Source organism: Pseudomonas sp. RIT-562 (assembly GCF_026241895.1).
Lineage (GTDB): Bacteria > Pseudomonadota > Gammaproteobacteria > Pseudomonadales > Pseudomonadaceae > Aquipseudomonas > Aquipseudomonas mandelii_F.
In genome coordinates this window covers 63,492-79,816 of sequence record NZ_JAPJIV010000023.1, presented here as the reverse complement: position 1 = coordinate 79,816, position 16,325 = coordinate 63,492, and the positions used below count along the sequence as shown (strand labels likewise).

At 59.0% G+C, this 16,325-nt stretch carries 18 protein-coding genes; 7 read left to right on the top strand and 11 right to left on the bottom strand.

Going from position 1 to position 16,325, the window contains the following annotated elements:
* Window positions 1-112 precede the first annotated feature (112 nt).
* On the top strand, window positions 113-1,426 hold the full coding sequence (locus ORL50_RS23585) for a PQQ-dependent sugar dehydrogenase (RefSeq protein WP_266018484.1): 1,314 nt from the start codon (window positions 113-115) through the stop codon (window positions 1,424-1,426).
* Window positions 1,427-1,481: 55 nt separating this feature from the next.
* Here the strand turns inward: ORL50_RS23585 and ORL50_RS23580 are convergent, their stop codons facing one another.
* From ORL50_RS23580 to ORL50_RS23560, 5 genes are all read right to left on the bottom strand, one after another.
* On the bottom strand, window positions 1,482-2,024 hold the full coding sequence (locus tag ORL50_RS23580) for a C40 family peptidase (protein WP_266018482.1): 543 nt from the start codon (window positions 2,022-2,024) through the stop codon (window positions 1,482-1,484).
* Window positions 2,025-2,189: 165 nt separating this feature from the next.
* Window positions 2,190-2,831 carry a C40 family peptidase gene (locus ORL50_RS23575; RefSeq protein WP_266018480.1) on the bottom strand — a complete coding sequence of 214 codons (642 nt, stop codon included), beginning with the start codon at window positions 2,829-2,831 and terminating at the stop codon, window positions 2,190-2,192.
* 213 nt (window positions 2,832-3,044) lie between these two features.
* Complete coding sequence (gene hda, locus ORL50_RS23570; protein ID WP_266018478.1) at window positions 3,045-3,749, bottom strand: DnaA regulatory inactivator Hda; 705 nt, start codon at window positions 3,747-3,749, stop codon at window positions 3,045-3,047.
* A 228-nt stretch (window positions 3,750-3,977) separates the two neighbouring features.
* The gene (locus ORL50_RS23565) at window positions 3,978-5,051 is read right to left on the bottom strand and encodes an AI-2E family transporter (RefSeq protein ID WP_266018476.1); all 1,074 of its coding nucleotides are present in this window, start codon (window positions 5,049-5,051) and stop codon (window positions 3,978-3,980) included.
* 33 nt (window positions 5,052-5,084) lie between these two features.
* Window positions 5,085-6,146 (bottom strand): DUF2066 domain-containing protein, encoded by a 1,062-nt coding sequence (locus ORL50_RS23560; RefSeq protein WP_266018474.1) that lies wholly within the window; start codon window positions 6,144-6,146, stop codon window positions 5,085-5,087.
* Between the two features lie 382 nt (window positions 6,147-6,528).
* Here ORL50_RS23560 and purM point away from each other — a divergent pair, with 382 nt between their 5' ends.
* Genes purM through ORL50_RS23545 form a run of 3 tightly spaced genes read left to right on the top strand, consistent with a single transcriptional unit; the run spans window position 6,529 to window position 8,959 of the window.
* Window positions 6,529-7,587 (top strand): phosphoribosylformylglycinamidine cyclo-ligase, encoded by a 1,059-nt coding sequence (gene purM, locus ORL50_RS23555; protein WP_266018472.1) that lies wholly within the window; start codon window positions 6,529-6,531, stop codon window positions 7,585-7,587.
* A complete protein-coding gene (gene purN, locus ORL50_RS23550) occupies window positions 7,587-8,237 on the top strand; it encodes a phosphoribosylglycinamide formyltransferase (protein ID WP_008039219.1) in 651 nt (216 codons plus the stop codon). Before purM ends, purN begins: the two co-directional genes overlap by 1 nt.
* A gap of 8 nt (window positions 8,238-8,245) precedes the next feature.
* Window positions 8,246-8,959, top strand: a complete 714-nt coding sequence (locus ORL50_RS23545; protein WP_266018469.1) for a DUF3108 domain-containing protein — start codon at window positions 8,246-8,248, stop codon at window positions 8,957-8,959.
* Between the two features lie 68 nt (window positions 8,960-9,027).
* On the opposite strand, the gene ORL50_RS23540 is transcribed toward ORL50_RS23545, so the two are convergent.
* On the bottom strand, window positions 9,028-10,038 hold the full coding sequence (locus ORL50_RS23540; RefSeq protein ID WP_416236042.1) for an amidohydrolase family protein: 1,011 nt from the start codon (window positions 10,036-10,038) through the stop codon (window positions 9,028-9,030).
* 153 nt (window positions 10,039-10,191) lie between these two features.
* Between ORL50_RS23540 and ORL50_RS23535 the strand changes: the two genes are divergently transcribed.
* Both ORL50_RS23535 and ORL50_RS23530 read left to right on the top strand, forming a co-directional pair.
* Window positions 10,192-10,608: an OsmC family protein gene (locus ORL50_RS23535; protein ID WP_266018467.1), complete on the top strand. Its 417-nt coding sequence runs from the start codon at window positions 10,192-10,194 to the stop codon at window positions 10,606-10,608.
* Between the two features lie 61 nt (window positions 10,609-10,669).
* Complete coding sequence (locus ORL50_RS23530) at window positions 10,670-11,530, top strand: pirin family protein (protein ID WP_266018465.1); 861 nt, start codon at window positions 10,670-10,672, stop codon at window positions 11,528-11,530.
* Window positions 11,531-11,706: 176 nt separating this feature from the next.
* Here the strand turns inward: ORL50_RS23530 and htpG are convergent, their stop codons facing one another.
* From htpG to ORL50_RS23515, 3 genes are all read right to left on the bottom strand, one after another.
* A complete protein-coding gene (htpG, locus tag ORL50_RS23525; RefSeq protein WP_266018463.1) occupies window positions 11,707-13,611 on the bottom strand; it encodes a molecular chaperone HtpG in 1,905 nt (634 codons plus the stop codon).
* Window positions 13,612-13,692: 81 nt separating this feature from the next.
* Complete coding sequence (locus ORL50_RS23520) at window positions 13,693-14,145, bottom strand: PaaI family thioesterase (protein WP_266018461.1); 453 nt, start codon at window positions 14,143-14,145, stop codon at window positions 13,693-13,695.
* Entirely contained in the window at window positions 14,142-14,618 is a 477-nt protein-coding gene (locus ORL50_RS23515; RefSeq protein ID WP_266018459.1) for a PaaI family thioesterase, read from the bottom strand. The genes ORL50_RS23520 and ORL50_RS23515 overlap by 4 nt, the downstream gene beginning before the upstream one ends.
* Before the next feature lie 157 nt (window positions 14,619-14,775).
* Here ORL50_RS23515 and ORL50_RS23510 point away from each other — a divergent pair, with 157 nt between their 5' ends.
* A complete protein-coding gene (locus ORL50_RS23510) occupies window positions 14,776-15,012 on the top strand; it encodes a hypothetical protein (protein ID WP_266018457.1) in 237 nt (78 codons plus the stop codon).
* Window positions 15,013-15,088: 76 nt separating this feature from the next.
* On the opposite strand, the gene ORL50_RS23505 is transcribed toward ORL50_RS23510, so the two are convergent.
* Together ORL50_RS23505 and ORL50_RS23500 are read right to left on the bottom strand one after the other, a co-directional pair.
* Window positions 15,089-15,490, bottom strand: coding sequence for an MAPEG family protein (locus ORL50_RS23505; protein WP_266018455.1), 402 nt, complete (start codon window positions 15,488-15,490; stop codon window positions 15,089-15,091).
* Window positions 15,490-16,227, bottom strand: coding sequence for a DUF599 domain-containing protein (locus ORL50_RS23500; protein WP_266018452.1), 738 nt, complete (start codon window positions 16,225-16,227; stop codon window positions 15,490-15,492). The genes ORL50_RS23505 and ORL50_RS23500 overlap by 1 nt, the downstream gene beginning before the upstream one ends.
* Window positions 16,228-16,325: the final 98 nt, after the last annotated feature.

The window sequence follows — 16,325 nt, the reverse complement described above, 5'->3', positions numbered from 1 at the left end:
GAGCGTCAATTAAAGTCAGGCCTGGCGGGCGCAATTGATTGCCCCCCGTTGAACCATCGCGCATTTGCGCTTCTCTACTAATCAGGTCAATGCATTCATAGGGAAGGTCAGCATGCGCAAGCCCCAGCTAGTTTTTGTCATCGCGCTCGCCGGAGGACTCGCCGCCTGCGGTGAAACCTCCAGCCTGCAAGTCTCCGACGGCACCGGCCCGTCACCCAAATTGCCGGAACCGAACAAGACCCTGATGCCCACAGTGAACATCGCCCCTGCAGTCGGCTGGCCGGACGGTGCCAAGCCTACCGCCGCGGCTGGCACGCAAGTGGCCGCCTTCGCCGAAGGCCTCGACCACCCGCGTTGGCTCTACGTGCTGCCCAACGGTGATGTGCTGGTGGCTGAAACCAATGCCCCGCCCAAACCGGACGACGGCAAAGGCATCAAGGGCTGGGTCATGAAAAAAGTCATGGGCCGCGCCGGTGCTGGCGTTCCCAGCCCGAACCGCATCACGCTGCTGCGGGACAAGGATCACGACGGCATCGCCGAGACCCGCACTGTGTTTTTGGAAAACCTCAACTCACCGTTTGGCATGACCCTGGTGGGCAACGACTTGTATGTCGCTGACACCGATCGGCTGTTGCGCTTCCATTATGAAAGCGGCGATACCGCGATCAAGTCGCAACCGATAAAGGTCGTCGACCTGCCGGGCGGCACCCTGAATCATCACTGGACGAAAAACGTGATTGCCAGCAAGGACGGCAGCAAGCTGTACGTCACTGTGGGTTCGAATAGCAACGTTGCGGAAAACGGCATGGACCAGGAAGAAGGCCGCGCCGCCATCTGGGAAGTGGACCGCGCCACCGGCAATCACCGGATCTTCGCTTCCGGCCTGCGTAATCCCAACGGCATGGCCTGGGAGCCGCAGACCGGCGCCCTGTGGACTGCCGTCAACGAGCGTGACGAAATCGGCAGCGACCTGGTGCCCGACTACATCACCTCGGTCAAGGACGGAGCGTTCTACGGCTGGCCTTTCAGCTACTACGGCCAGCACGTGGATGTCCGCGTCGAGCCACAGAACCCCGACCTGGTGGCCAAGGCCATCGCCCCGGATTACGCAGTGGGCCCGCACACCGCATCGCTCGGGCTGACCTTCGCAGAAGGCAACACTTTGCCGGCGCAATTCAAAGAAGGCGTATTCATCGGCCAGCATGGCTCATGGAACCGCAAACCGCACAGTGGCTACAAGGTGATCTTCGTGCCGTTCAGCGCCGGCAAACCGACCGGGCAGCCGATTGATGTGCTGACTGGCTTCCTCAATGAAGACGAAAAAGCCATGGGCCGGCCGGTGGGCGTGGTGATTGATCAGCAGGGTGATTTGCTGGTGGCCGATGATGTAGGGAACAAGGTGTGGCGGGTTTCGGCTTCTAAATAAGCCCAGCGGTGATCTGTGTGGGAGCAATCTTTGCTCCCACAGTTTGTCGGGTCAGTCAGGGATTACGCGCCAAATGCTCCGGCTGCAACACTCGCTTGGCACTCAGATAAGCTTTCTGCCAATAAGCCTTGGAAAGACTATCCAGCTTGACCGTACCGCCCGTAGCCGGCGCGTGCACAAAGCGCCCTTCGCCGACATAAATCCCGGCATGACTGACCTGCGAGCCACCATTGGTGGCAAAGAAAATCAGGTCGCCGGTTTGCAACCCTTCCTTGCCGACACTGGCCGCCTGCATGCCGATCATCTCGCGAGTCGTACGCGGCAGCATGATCCCGGCGACATCGCGGTAGACGTAGCCAATCAACCCACTGCAATCAAACCCCGAATCCGGAGTGTTGCCACCCCAGCGATAAGGCGTGCCGACCAAACCCAGCGCGCGAAACAGCACATCTTCGGCTTCAGGCGAAAACGGTTGGGCAGGACCAAAAACCAGAGGAGCGCGAACGACCGGCGCCGGAGCGGGCGGCGGAGTGCGGCTGGCGCAGGCGCTGAGCAGCGCTGCGGTGATCAAGAGTACAAGGCGGGCCGACGTCTTCATTTACAGAACACCCTGATCTGGCTGGGGCTACTTCTACCGGGACGGCAGAAAAGAAAACCGCCGGCGCAGTGCGCAGGCGGTTAGCCATCAATAATAGATCAGGATTCTAGACGCTATACAGCAAACTTCAAGTAAGACTTTAAGTTCGCCTTACAAACTGTAGGCTTACTTGCGAGCGGTGACGATGGTGGGTGCCATCGCGAGTGCGCGCTTGGCCTCGATGAAGGTCTTGCTCCAGTAGCTGTCGCCCAAGCTATCAACCCGAACCCCACCACTACGGCGGCTGCTGGAGTGGATGAACTGATCATCGCCGAGGTAGATGCCGGCATGGCTGACGCGGCCGCGACGACCATTGGTAGCGAAGAACAGCAGGTCACCCGGCTTGAGGTTGCTGCGCGAAACCAGCGGCGCATCCACGTTGATCATTTCCCGGGTCGAGCGCGGCAGGTTCATGCCGGCCTCTTCACGGAACAGATAGCCGATGAAGCCACTGCAGTCGAAGCCGGCTTCAGAGGTACCGCCGAAACGGTAACGAGTACCGATGAGGGACATGCCGCGTTCGAGGATGCTGTCTGCCAGGACTGGCAGCTGGTACGACTTGCCGTCAGCGAAGCTGGCGAGCTGATTTTCGGTCGCCGACTCTTCCTGGAATGGAGTTTCCAGATAACGAACGGAAGAGGATTGGGCAGTAACGGCAGATTTAACCGGTTGCTGGGGCGCTGGCTCGGAAACTGGAGAGTGAGCGGCGCAGCCGAACAACAGGGTAACGAGTGCGAGAGGCACGAGGGGTGCGAAGCGATTTAGCATGGGCACGACCGTGGCTGATAGTTGTAAAGAAGCCGAGACTATGCCCGCTATCATCCTCATTTGCAAATTCAATCGAACTTTATGTGACTTTTCGGTTTCGCGATTTCATCTAAGCGCTAATGCCCCATTTAGACACCCGCGCGGCCTACACCTTGTAGGAAAGCGGATTTTTTCACGTCTGAAAAGCAGCAAAAGGCCTGTAGGGCTTGGGTTTTACCAGCCCAATGTCTCTTTCAGAAACGGAATGGTCAGCTTGCGCTGCGCCTGCAGGGACGCCTGATCCAGCTGCTCAAGCAACTCGAACAATGCACTCATGCTGCGGGTGCCGCGAGTGAGGATGAAGTGCCCGACCTCATCGGTGAGGTGCAAGCCGCGCCGTGATGCGCGCAATTGCAAAGCGCGCAACTTGTCTTCGTCGGACAGGGGACGCATCTGGAATATCAGGGCCAGGGTCAATCGCGATTTGAGGTCCGCCAGCTTCACTGGCAGCTCCCGCGGGGAGGTCGATGCGGCGATCAACAGGCGTCGTCCACTGTCGCGCAGGCGGTTGAACAGATGGAACAGCGCCTCTTCCCAATCCGCACGTCCAGCCACCGCCTGAAGATCATCCAGGCAGACCAGTTCGTATTGTTCGAGGTTATCGAGAATTCCGATTCCGCGGTCCAGCAGCTCGGCCAACGGCAGATACACCGCCGGCTCGCCCAGCTGCTCGAAGCGCAGGCAGGCGGCTTGCAGCAAGTGCGTACGCCCGACGCCGTCCTTGCCCCACAGGTAAATCAAGCTTTCGGTCCAGCCGGCGTCGGCTTCGCAGAGTCGCTCGACATAGCCGAGTGCAGCGGCATTGGCGCCTGGGTAATAGTTGATAAAGGTGGCGTCATCACGCAGACGCACACCTAGGGGCAGCTGAATCGGTTTCATGCTGACTGAACAGTTCCGACGGAACCGTTAGTGGCCTCTGTGTAAAGTTTGCGAAGTTTATACCCGTGAGGCTGACCGCACAATGCGACAGACCACAAGCAAAATCAAAGGTTTGCGTTAACTTGCCGGTTTAGTGACGGATTCTCTGGCGCTGGGGGCGGGTGTTGTACACCCGCCACCCACCGCCAGGTACAGGACCGGGCAGGTAGAGCGCCTCGATGACGCAGCCTAAAGTTCGGGCTCGTCCTCGCCGCTGTAGATGTCCGAATCCTTATACAAATCATGCATGTGCCGCACCAGCACCATGATCACCGCAGCAACCGGCAAGGCCAGCAGAATGCCGGTGAAGCCGAACAGCTCCCCGCCCGCAAGGATCGCAAATATCACGGCTACCGGGTGCAGGCCGATCCGGTCACCCACCAGCAACGGCGTCAGCACCATACCTTCCAGCGCCTGCCCCACCATGAAGACGGCAACGATGCCGATCATTGGGTACAGGTCGCCGCCAAACTGGAACAGCCCGGCAATCAACGCAGCTCCGATACCGATCACAAAGCCCATGTACGGCACGATGGCCGCCAGGCCTGCGATCAGGCCGATCAATAAGCCAAGCTCCAGGCCGACCAGCATCAAGCCCGCTGCATAGATAAAGCCCAGCGCCACCATCACCAGCAATTGCCCACGCACGAAGGCGCCCAGTACTTCATGGCACTCGCCTGCCAGGCTGACCACACGCTCTTCACGATCCCGTGGCAGCAGGCTACGGATCTTGGCCATCATCAGGTCCCAATCCCGCAGCAGGTAGAAGCTCACTACCGGAATCAGCACCAGGTTGGCCAGCCAGCCGATCACCGCCAGGCTGGAAGCGGTGGCCTGGCTCAGCACCACTCCGACGATGTCAGTGGTCTGGCCCATGTGCTCGCTGATCGCCGCCTTGAGCTTGTCGAACTTCCAGAAGCCGTCCGACAACCCGAACTTCGACTGGGCCCACGGCAACGCGGTGTGCTGCAACCAATCAAGCATCTGCGGCGCCAGCTCATACAAACGGAACATTTGCTTGGCCAGCATCGGCACCAGTACCAGCAGCAGCGCCGTCACTATTAAGGTGAACAGCGCGAACACCGCAATCACGCCCCAGGTTCGGGACAGGCCGGCCCTCTCCAGCCGATCCACCAGGGGATCGAACAGATAGGCCAACAGCAACGCCACCAGGAACGGCGTCAGGATCGGATGCAACAGCCAGACAAACGCGCAGAGCAGGACTACCCCACCCAACCAGAACCAACGCCGCGTATCGGCCATGAACCACTCCTGCTTTTATATAAGGGGAAAAAACTACCAGCGAAAACGTAACTGCGGGACCGGGGCTGGGGTTGGTACTACAGCGGGCGCCGCACCATCGACTGCAGGCTGTACCGGGGCCACCGGTGCAGGCGCCTCCCCTGCGGGCAACTCCTGCAATTTGGCCAGGGCCAACTGCGCTTTTAATTGCTCGGTGCTGCCGCGAACCCGATAGAGAATCCGGTCGCCGTTGACGCTCTGCAAGCGCATGCCAAAGGGTTCGAGCAAACGCCCGAGGGCGGCATAACGCTCCAGGTTCATGCCCTGGACCTCAAGCAGCTGTTCGCCCGAGGCGCCTGGCTTGACCACAAAACGTGGCGCCAGTCGCTCGCTGACCGCCAGCATCACCGCATCCGCTACAGCCGCCTGATCGGCGCCCTGTACGCTGCCCGCTTCTTTCTTGTCGCCCAGCCACAGGTTCCAGGTCGCCAGCCACTGGCCGCCCTCCTCCTTGGCGTGCACGGCGAGCAGGGCATCGGCGTTGTAGCGTTCCGAAGCGCTGCGCAGCGGGGCCGCATCACCGCCTTCCAGGGTCGGCCCGGTCGCCACCAGCTGTTCGCTCAAATCCGCCAGCGGCAAGCGCAATGGCAGCCCGCGATGCTGAGCCGCCCGACGCAGCGGCGTTGCACTGGCCTGACCATCGCCGACCAGGCTTGAACCTTCGGTGGAGTCGTTCAACCACCATCCGAGGATCGACGGCCGATTGGCGCCCCACAGGGACAACCCGGCACGACGCAATGCCTGCTCTGTGGTGGCAGGGTCAAAATCGACTTTTAATACTTGCGGTGGCCCCGCTTCAAAGCCGTATTGGCTGATGATCTGCTGCGGGTCCTTGCGAATGGCGGCCAGGCCGGGGTTTTGCGCAGCCTTGGCATCGCCGGTCAGGCGCAACACCAGGGTATCCAGCGCTTGCTGGGTCGCCTGGTCGCGAATCTCCGGCGACTGGCCGCTCACAGGTTGACGCACCTGGTACAGACTCTTAACCGTTTCGGCATGACCGACCAGGCTGAACAACGACAAGCAGCCCACAAACAAACATTTCGGAAAAAAACCCATGAAAGATTCCTGAATATTGGAGCGGCTGGAACAGGCCGCGTTAACCGGACGAGCATGGCTGTGACCACACCCCTCGGCAAATCATTCACCCGGCCCAGGCATGTTTTTGCACTGTCATAACGATAGACGGTTAATGGCGCTACCTTATACAGGCATGAGCCAGACGACCAATACGGCCTATGACGATTTTTTTCGGCCGATATGCCCCCTGCTGTCGGCCTGAGGATGGCCGCTGCCCTCCAAGCCTGATAAAATCGCGCGCCTTCGCAGACCGGCAACAGCCGGGCACCTTGGAATTCGCGCATGGCACCCGCCCTCGTCTGTTCCTGCGGTCCCGCTGGACTCGGTCGTTACCCCTGAATCCCCCCTAAAGGCCTGGATCATGAGCAAGCAACCCTCCCTGAGCTACAAGGACGCCGGTGTAGACATCGACGCCGGTGAAGCATTGGTCGAACGCATCAAGAGCGTCGCCAAGCGCACTGCGCGCCCGGAAGTCATGGGCGGCCTGGGCGGTTTCGGCGCCCTCTGCGAAATCCCGGCCGGCTACAAGCAGCCTGTCCTGGTTTCCGGCACCGACGGCGTCGGCACCAAGCTGCGCCTGGCCTTGAACCTGAACAAACACGACAGCATCGGCATCGACCTGGTGGCCATGTGCGTGAATGACCTGGTGGTTTGCGGCGCTGAGCCGCTGTTCTTCCTCGACTACTACGCCACCGGCAAACTCAACGTCGAGACCGCGACCCAAGTCGTGACCGGCATCGGCGCTGGCTGCGAACTGTCCGGCTGCTCCCTGGTGGGCGGCGAAACCGCTGAAATGCCTGGCATGTACGAAGGCGAAGACTACGACCTGGCCGGCTTCTGCGTCGGCGTCGTGGAAAAATCCGAAATCATCGACGGTTCCAAAGTCGCTGCCGGCGATGCCCTGCTCGCCCTGCCGTCTTCCGGCCCGCACTCCAACGGCTACTCGCTGATCCGCAAGATCATCGAAGTGTCCGGCGCCGACATCGAAAACATCCAGCTCGACGGCAAACCGCTGACCGACCTGCTGATGGCCCCGACCCGCATCTACGTGAAGCCGCTGCTCAAGCTGATCAAGGACACCGGCGCCGTCAAGGCCATGGCTCACATCACCGGTGGTGGCCTGCTGGACAACATCCCGCGCGTGCTGCCAAAAGGCGCTCAAGCGGTAGTTGACGTAGCAAGCTGGACTCGCCCTGCGGTGTTCGACTGGCTGCAAGCGCAAGGCAACGTCGACGAAAACGAAATGCACCGCGTGCTGAACTGCGGCGTTGGCATGGTTATCTGCGTAGCTCAAGAGCACGTTGAAACCGCCCTGAACGTCCTGCGTGAAGCTGGCGAGCAGCCTTGGGTCCTCGGCCAGATCGCTACCGCTGCCGAAGGCGCAGCTCAGGTTGAGCTGAAGAACCTTAAGGCGCATTAATGTCCGTCACCTGTGATGTGGTGGTGCTGTTGTCCGGCACCGGCAGTAACTTGCAGGCCTTGATCGACAGCACGCGGACCGGCGACAGCCCGGTCCGCATCGCTGCGGTGATTTCCAACCGCGCCGACGCTTACGGCCTGCAACGCGCCAGGGACGCGGGTATCGACACCCGCTCCCTGGATCACAAGGCTTTCGAGGGCCGCGAAGCCTTCGATGCCGCGCTGATCGAACTGATCGACGCCTTCAACCCCAAACTCGTGGTACTGGCCGGATTCATGCGTATTCTCAGCGCTGATTTCGTGCGTCACTATGCGGGTCGCCTGCTCAACATCCATCCCTCGCTGCTGCCCAAATACAAAGGGTTACACACTCATCAGCGCGCGCTGGAGGCCGGCGATACTGAACACGGCTGCTCCGTGCACTTCGTCACCGAGGAACTCGATGGCGGACCACTGGTCGTACAGGCAGTAATACCGGTAGAGTTGCATGATTCGCCGCAGAGTCTGGCGCAGCGAGTCCACACCCAGGAACACCTGATCTACCCGATGGCCGTACGCTGGTTTGCCGAAGGCCGCTTATCACTCGGTGAGCAAGGTGCTTTACTGGACGGGAAGTTACTCGCCGCCAGCGGTCACTTGATTCGAACCTAGGAGATATTATGCGTCGCGCCCTGCTCTTCGCTTGCGCTCTGCTCGCCCTGCCACTGGCGCAGGCTGCAGAACTTCAACCTTTCTCCGCCAGCTATACCGCCGACTGGAAACAGCTGCCTATGAGCGGCACTGCCGAGCGCAGTCTGACCAAGGGCGCCAACGGCGTTTGGACACTCAGCTTCAAGGCGTCGATGATGATCGCCAGCCTATCCGAACAAAGCACCCTGACCGTGGACAAGGACACCCTGCTGCCGCAGTCCTACCACTTCGAACGTGGTGGCCTGGGTAAAGCGAAGAAAGCCGACCTGGACTTCGACTGGACCACCAAGATGGTCACCGGCACCGATCGCGGTGACCCGGTCAAGCTCCCGCTGAACCGCGGCATGGTCGACAAATCCACCTACCAGCTTGCGCTGCAGCATGACGTCGCTGCCGGCAAAAAAAGCATGAGCTACCAGGTGGTCGATGACGGCGAAGTCGACACCTACGACTTCCGCGTGCTGGGTTCAGAAAAAGTCGACACCAAAGCTGGCCAGATCGACGCGATCAAGGTTGAGCGAGTGCGCGATCCGACTCAAAGCAAGCGCATTACCGTGCTGTGGTTTGCCAAGGACTGGGACTACCTGCTGGTACGCCTGCAACAGGTTGAAACCGACGGCAAGGAGTACAACATCATGCTCCTCGACGGTACGGTGAACGGCAAGGCTGTCAAAGGCAGCTGATCCGCATCGCTACAAAAAACCCCGCAATTGCGGGGTTTTTTTTGGCCCAGTGGTGAGGGAGATCGTGATTAACGCGAGATTGTGCGCGGCAGGATTGCGAGAAAATTATCGCGGGCGACCTTTTTGGCAACGTCCTCCGGCAACGCATCCAGAAACGGATCGAAGCTGCGCATTTCCTTTCCTAGCTTGTTGAAGCGCCCCACCACATCCGAGCCAATCATGAATCTCTCCGGGAAGCGCTCCACCAATGCCAGCCACTCCTGGCGCGGCTTGCCTTGCTCATCCAGCAGATACGGGGTCAGCAGGCTCCAGGACAGGTCGATGAATAGGTTGGGATAGGCCTCCAGCATCCGGGTCAGGGTCGGCAACAGGAAATCCAGCCGAACCTGGTGCCGATGAATTTCCGCACTGGTACCGGCATGGGCCCAGATGAATTGGGTGTGCGGGTGATTGCGCAATGGCTCTTCGATTTCCGCGAGGTAGAGCGGATTTTTCTCACGCTTGGAGGTGATGTTGGAATGCACCATCACCGGCAGGTCGTTTTCCGCGGCCAGATGATAAATCCGCGTCATGGCCTCGTTGTTGGCCCTCGGCGTGTCACCTGAGGTCAACGCCGTCAGGTCGTCATGCCGGGTAAAGACCTCGCCGATGCCCTGCCAGAGGCCCGGATACAGATCGAGCATGCGCTGGATATGCGCCGCAGAGTTTTTGTCGTTGGGATTGAAACCGGACAGGAACGGATGAAAGCGGTGGCGCTGCTCGGCAGTCAGCTTGCTCACTGCCGCCGCGACTATGACGTCGGTTGCGCTGTACCAATAAGCATCCGCATCATCGCCGGCGTAGTAACGCGGCCGCTTGGGCTCATCTTCATGCCATTTTTTCGCCACTGGAACACCGGAGATCATCACGTGTTCGATGCGATTGTCCGTCATGGCCTTGAGCAACTTGGGCATCCCCGCAGTTTCCTGGAAGAAATCTACGTAATGCAGATGCGCATCGCTGTAGGCATATTCGCGTGCACTGGCAGCAGCGCTTGATAAGGCCAGCAGGCAGGCAAGGCTGAGTCGGAACGGGTGCACGGGCAATCTCCAGCGGTCAGGAACAGCGTAGACCCTCGGGTGCGCATCAGGGTTCACCGGATAGGAAAGTGGAACGCGTACGGGTCAGAATGCTCTATAACTTCACGACCCGTTTTCATTGAATGATTTTTCCTACCGCCTGCGAGGTGCACCATGACAGTTACCGTCAATACCGTCTCCGCCGAAGGTTTTCGCCACAGCGTACAAATCGACGACCATGAACTCTTTGCCGATGTACCAACCACTTCAGGAGGTGAAGGCACCGCGCCGGAGCCCCATGACTATTTCGATGCGGCCCTGGGCGCCTGCAAGGCCCTGACCCTGAAGATGTACGCCAAGAAGAAAGACATCCCGCTGACTGGCGTCACCGTCGAGGTCAAGCGCGATAACGCTGAAGAGCAGAAAGGTAAATATGCCTTGCACGTCAAGCTGACGCTCAAGGGCGTACTCACCGACGCCCAGCGTGACGAACTGCATCGCGTGGCCGACCGCTGCCCTATCCACAAGCTGATGACCACCACCGACGTCAGCATCGAAACCCACCTGTCCGAAGGCGCATTCAGCCAATAGCGGCAAGGGCTGTGCAAGCGGGTTATGCTCTTGGCGTCACCCGCTCAGCCTGGAATGCACCATGAACTCTCCGCTCGTGATCCGCCCTCGCATCGAAGATGTCGCGGGCCAGCCGATTCTTCGCCCGTTGCCGTCGGCCAAGTGCCGCAGCGTCGGGCCCTTCGTTTTTTTTGACCACATGCTTGAAACACGTTATGCCGCAGGAACGGGCATGAACATCCGCCAACACCCGCACATCGGCCTCTCTACCCTCACCTACCTGTTTCAGGGTCAGCTGCAACACAAGGACAGCATTGGCTCCGATCAGGTCGTGGCGCCCGGTGACGTCAGCTGGATGACGGCAGGCAGCGCCATTGCCCACGTGGAGCGTACGCCTGCCGCGTTGAAGGAAAGCGGCTTCACGATGCATGGCCTGCAGGTCTGGCTCGCCTCTCCCAGGGAACACGAACAGGGTCCGGGGCATTACAGCCATCATCCCGCCGCCACCCTTCCGGTCAGTGACAATCTCGGGGTGCAGATCCGGATGATTGCCGGATCAGGCTTTTGCCTGGAATCGCCGGTGCCGGTGCTTTCTCCTACGCTGTATGCCGAACTCCACCTGCAGACCGCAACCACCTTGCTGATTCCCACCGAGCATGAAGAGCGTGCGCTGTATGTGCTGGAGGGTGAGGTGCAACTCGATGGCGAGCAGGTTGAACCCCATTCGCTGGTGGTGCTGCCGGCCGGAGCAGAGATGACATTGTTCGCCGAAAGCGACTGTCATGCCGTGCTGTTGGGTGGCGCGCCGCTGGATGGGCCGCGGCGGATCAACTGGAATTTTGTCGCAAGTGACCCGACGGCGATCGATGAAGCGCGGCGGCGGTGGGCGGCTGGGGATTGGTCGACGGTGCCGGGGGAAAGCGAGCGTATTGAGTTGCCTTGAGGTTTGTGGGGTTAGCGCCGCCGCCTTCGCGAGCAAGCCCGCTCCCACAGTTAAACCGCGCACCAATGTGGGAGCGGGCTTGCTCGCGAAGAGGCCGGTACCAACACAACAAGGGGTCACGGCAAAAAAAACCGCAATAAAAAACCCGCCGAAGCGGGTTTTTTATTACAGCTCGGTTAAACCGACAGTTCAACCAACAGCTTGTTGAGACGGCGCACATAGGCCGCCGGGTCTTTCAAGCTGTCACCGGCCGCCAGGGCCGCCTGATCGAACAGGATGTGCGACAGGTCGCCAAAGCGCTCGTCGCTCTGTTCGCTGTCGAGCTTCTCGATCAGCGGGTGAGCGGGGTTGAATTCGAAGATCGGCTTCGAATCCGGCACCTTCTGCCCACTGGCTTCGAGGATCTGGCGCATCTGCAAGCCAAGGTCCTGTTCGCCAATGGCCAGGATCGCCGGAGAGTCGGTCAGGCGGTGGGAAACCCGCACCTCGGCAACCGAATCACCCAGTGCAGTTTTCAGACGCTCAACCAGGCCCTCTTTGGACTTGGCGACTTCTTCAGCGGCCTTCTTGTCCTCTTCCGAGTCCAGATTACCCAAATCCAGGTCACCGCGCGCCACGTCGACAAACGACTTGCCGTCAAAATCGCTGAGGTAGCTCATCAGCCACTCGTCGATACGGTCAGTCAGCAGCAGCACTTCGATGCCTTTCTTGCGGAAGACTTCCAGATGCGGGCTGTTCTTGACCTGGGCGTAGGTTTCGCCGGTCAGGTAATAGATCTTGTCCTGACCTTCCTTGGCACGAGCCAGGTATTCGGCCAGGGACACCACTTGCTCGCCTTCCTCGCCCTGGGTGGACGCGAAGCGCAGCAGGCCGGCAATCTTTTCCTTGTTGGCGAAATCTTCTGCCGGGCCTTCTTTCATGACCTGACCGAAGTTTTTCCAGAAGCCCTTGTATTGCTCAGGTTCGTTCTTCGCCAGTTTTTCCAGCATGTCGAGTACACGCTTGGTCAGCGCGGACTTCATCGAGTCGATGATCGGGTCTTTTTGCAGGATTTCCCGCGACACGTTCAGCGACAGGTCATTGGAATCGACCACGCCCTTGATGAAGCGCAGGTACAGCGGCAGGAACGACTCGGCCTGGTCCATCACGAACACGCGCTGCACGTACAGCTTCAGGCCTTTTGGCGCTTCACGCTGGTACAGGTCGAACGGAGCACGGGCCGGTACGTAGAGCAGCGAGCTGTATTCCAGCTTGCCTTCGACCTTGTTGTGACTCCAGCTCAGCGGGTTTTCGAAGTCGTGGGCAATGTGCTTGTAGAACTCCTGGTATTCCTCGTCCTTCACGTCATTGCGCGGACGGGTCCACAGGGCGCTGGCGCGGTTGACGGTTTCCCACTCAACGGCTGATTGCTCTTCACCTTCGGCCGCCGTCACTTCTTTTGGCAGCTCGATCGGCAAGGCGATGTGATCGGAGTACTTCTTGATGATGTTGCGCAGACGCCAGCCATCGGCAAATTCGTCTTCACCGGACTTCAGGTGCAGGACGATGCGAGTGCCACGCTCGGCTTTCTCGATGGTTGCCACTTCGAAGTCGCCTTCGCCTTTCGACGACCAGTGCACACCTTCGCTGGCAGCATCGCCGGCACGACGGCTGTACACGTCGACTTTGTCGGCAACGATGAACGCGGAGTAGAAGCCGACGCCGAACTGACCGATCAGGTGCGAGTCTTTCTTCTGGTCACCCGACAGGTGCTTCATGAAGTCGGCAGTGCCGGACTTGGCGATGGTGCCCAGGTGCGTAATCGCGTCTTCGCGATTCATGCCGATACCGTTGTCTTCGAGAGTGACGGTTTTAGCGTCCTTGTCGAAGCTCACGCGGATTTTCAGCTCGGCGCCACCTTCCAGCAGCTCTGGCTTGGCCAGGGCTTCAAAACGTAATTTGTCGACAGCGTCAGAGGCGTTCGAGATCAATTCGCGAAGGAAAATTTCCTTGTTGGAATACAGCGAATGGATCATGAGGTGCAGCAGCTGCTTCACCTCGGTCTGGAAGCCCAGGGTTTCCTTTTGAGTTTCCACACTCATGGTCATCAAACTCCAATCAGATGGCAGTGGCCACGACCTTCAGGGTCGGCGGCGGGTTGTCATCAAAGTTGGGGGCTTGGATCAGGATTTCAAGGGCTCTTCGATTTTGAAATGCGCACGCGCCGTGGCAATGGGCTCGCCTTCGGTGCTTTGCCAGGCAGTAATGGCGACATTCGCGACCCGTCGGCCCTGGCGACACACCTGGCAGCGCGCCCAGGTATCACGAAACTGCCCGGCCCGCAGGTAATCCAGGGAGAAGTCGATAATTTTCGGCACGCCCGGCGAGCCGGTAAACACCAGCAGGTGCAGCGCTGCAGATAACTCCATGAACCCGGCAATGACCCCGCCATGGATGGCCGGCAATAAAGGGTTACCAATGTTGTCCTTGTTGGCCGGCAAGCGAAACAGCAGCTCATCCCCGACCCTCGAGCATTCGACTCCGATCAACTTGGCGTAGGGAATCAGGTGCAACAGCGAGGCATAGTCACCTTGCTCGTGAGCCTGCTGCAGTTGTGTCTTGAAAGCGTCATTCATTTTGTACCTCCGGCAATTGCGCCACCAAAGCCCTTGGTACCCTTGATCGTCTTGCCCATGCGCATGAATGTGCCGACCACATGGGCAATGGGTTGCTCGGGATCGTCCTGATAGGCGAAACCGCGGGCAAAAATCACATCCGTCGTCACCCGGTAACATTGTGCGAAGCCGTAGACGTCCTTGTGCGGCTCAGCGGCATGCATGTAGTCGATGCGCAGGTCGAGTGTGGGGCAGACTTCGAATTCGGGCAGCACACAAAGCGTGGACATGCCGCAGGCAGTGTCCATCAGCGTAGTCAGGGCGCCGCCATGGATGACCCCAGTCTGCGGATTGCCAACGATCTGGGCGCTGTAGGGCAGCACGACAGTGAGTCCGTCCTGGCTGGCGCTGTGCACACTCAGTCCAAGCACATGACAGTGACGCAGCGCCGACAGAAACCGCGTTGCGCGCTCAAAAACGGGGTTTTCAGCCATTTATCAAAATCCTTCCAAATGTTAAACAATCGCATCAAGCGATGTCGCCAAAAGTTCCAGTGAGAATATTCTTATATATCTGTGTGATATGAGGAACTTAACGCTGACGGCCATGCTCGAAAGGCCAGTAGATACTTTCCATAAGGAGAAACACCCCATGCAGAAGACTTTAGCTATTGCCTTGATGTTGACCGCTTCCCTTGGTCTCGCAGCTTGCGATAAAAAATCCGAGGACAAAGCTCAAGATGCTAACCAACATGCTGAGCAAGCCCAGCAAGACATGAACAAAGCACAGGATAAAGTGAACGACGCCGCCAAAGAAAACGCCGAAGCTGCCAAAGCTCAGGCTGAATCGAATCAGGCTGCACAAGAAGAAGCTGCCAAGAAGCAATAATTCGCTTTTTGGTGTGAAAAAGAAAACCCGCCAACTGCGGGTTTTCTTTTGCCTGTCATTTATTCAAAGGCTTTAGTTAGAGCAAAATCGTTCTAAAAGTCGGACTAATCATCAACAGTAACGAACACACTAATCCGACCAGCCACACCAGGCTGCGCTGCCAGGCCAGGTCTGCCCAATAGCACAGCAAGTAGATCACCCGGGCAATCACAAAGATGATCGCCAGCGAGTCGATCAGCCATCCCACCGTTTGCGTGGTATGCGCCATCAAAACCCCCACGGCAAACAAAATGAACGCCTCGATGCTGTTTTGATGCGCCGCCAAAGCCCGTGCGCCAAAACCGGTGAGTTGCGCCTGTTGCTGACGTGGCAAGTGATTGTTGTAGCCGCCCTGCTCTTTCATGGCCTTGGCCACCGGCATGCGGGCCACGTATATCAGTAGCGCACTGATAAACACGCACCAGAACGGAATACTCATCAAACTGCCTCCTTGTTTGCGTCAGGCAATGGTGCCTCTGTAGGGGTATAGACCATCACGTCAAGAACGTCGGAATGAAACTCGCGGCGATACAGCACCAGCACTACTCCAGCGCTCATCAACATGAACAGCCAGGGGCTGACAAACCAGGCCAGCATGGTCATGCCGAAATAGTAAGAACGCAGGCCGAAGTTGAACTGGTTGGCAGCCATCGAGATGACTCGCGCCGCACGCGCGGCGAAGGCCTTGCGCTCCTGCTCGGAAACGTGGCGCTCGCCCACCATCGGTGCCGAACCAATGAGAATGGCCGCAAAGTTGTACTGGCGCATGCACCAGCTGAAGGTGAAGAAGGCGTAGACGAACACCAGCGCCAGGCACAGCAACTTGATCTCCGACATGCCCTGTGACGCTTGCTGGACCATCGGAATATCCGCCAGCAGCGACACCGCCCGTTCCGACGCACCGAGTACTGTGAGGATACCGGCGAGGATAATCAGCGTACTTGAGGCGAAGAACGAAGCATTGCGCTCCAGGTTACCGACCACGCTGGCGTCGGCGATCCGGTTGTCGCGCAGCAGCATCCGGCGCATCCAGTCTTCGCGATACAGGTGCAGCACACTGGCCAGGCAGGCCGTATCGCGGCCCTTCCAAGTGGCATAGCGGGTGTACCCGCCCCAGCAGATGACGAACCAGACGGCAGCAAGGATGTGTATCAGGTTGGCGTGGATGAACGACATGCAGGTCCTTGTGATGTGTTAGCGCAGAAGTGAAAACCTGTGGGAGCGGGCTTGCTCGCGAAGAGGGCCGGCCAGGCAATATCTCTATTGAATGTTAA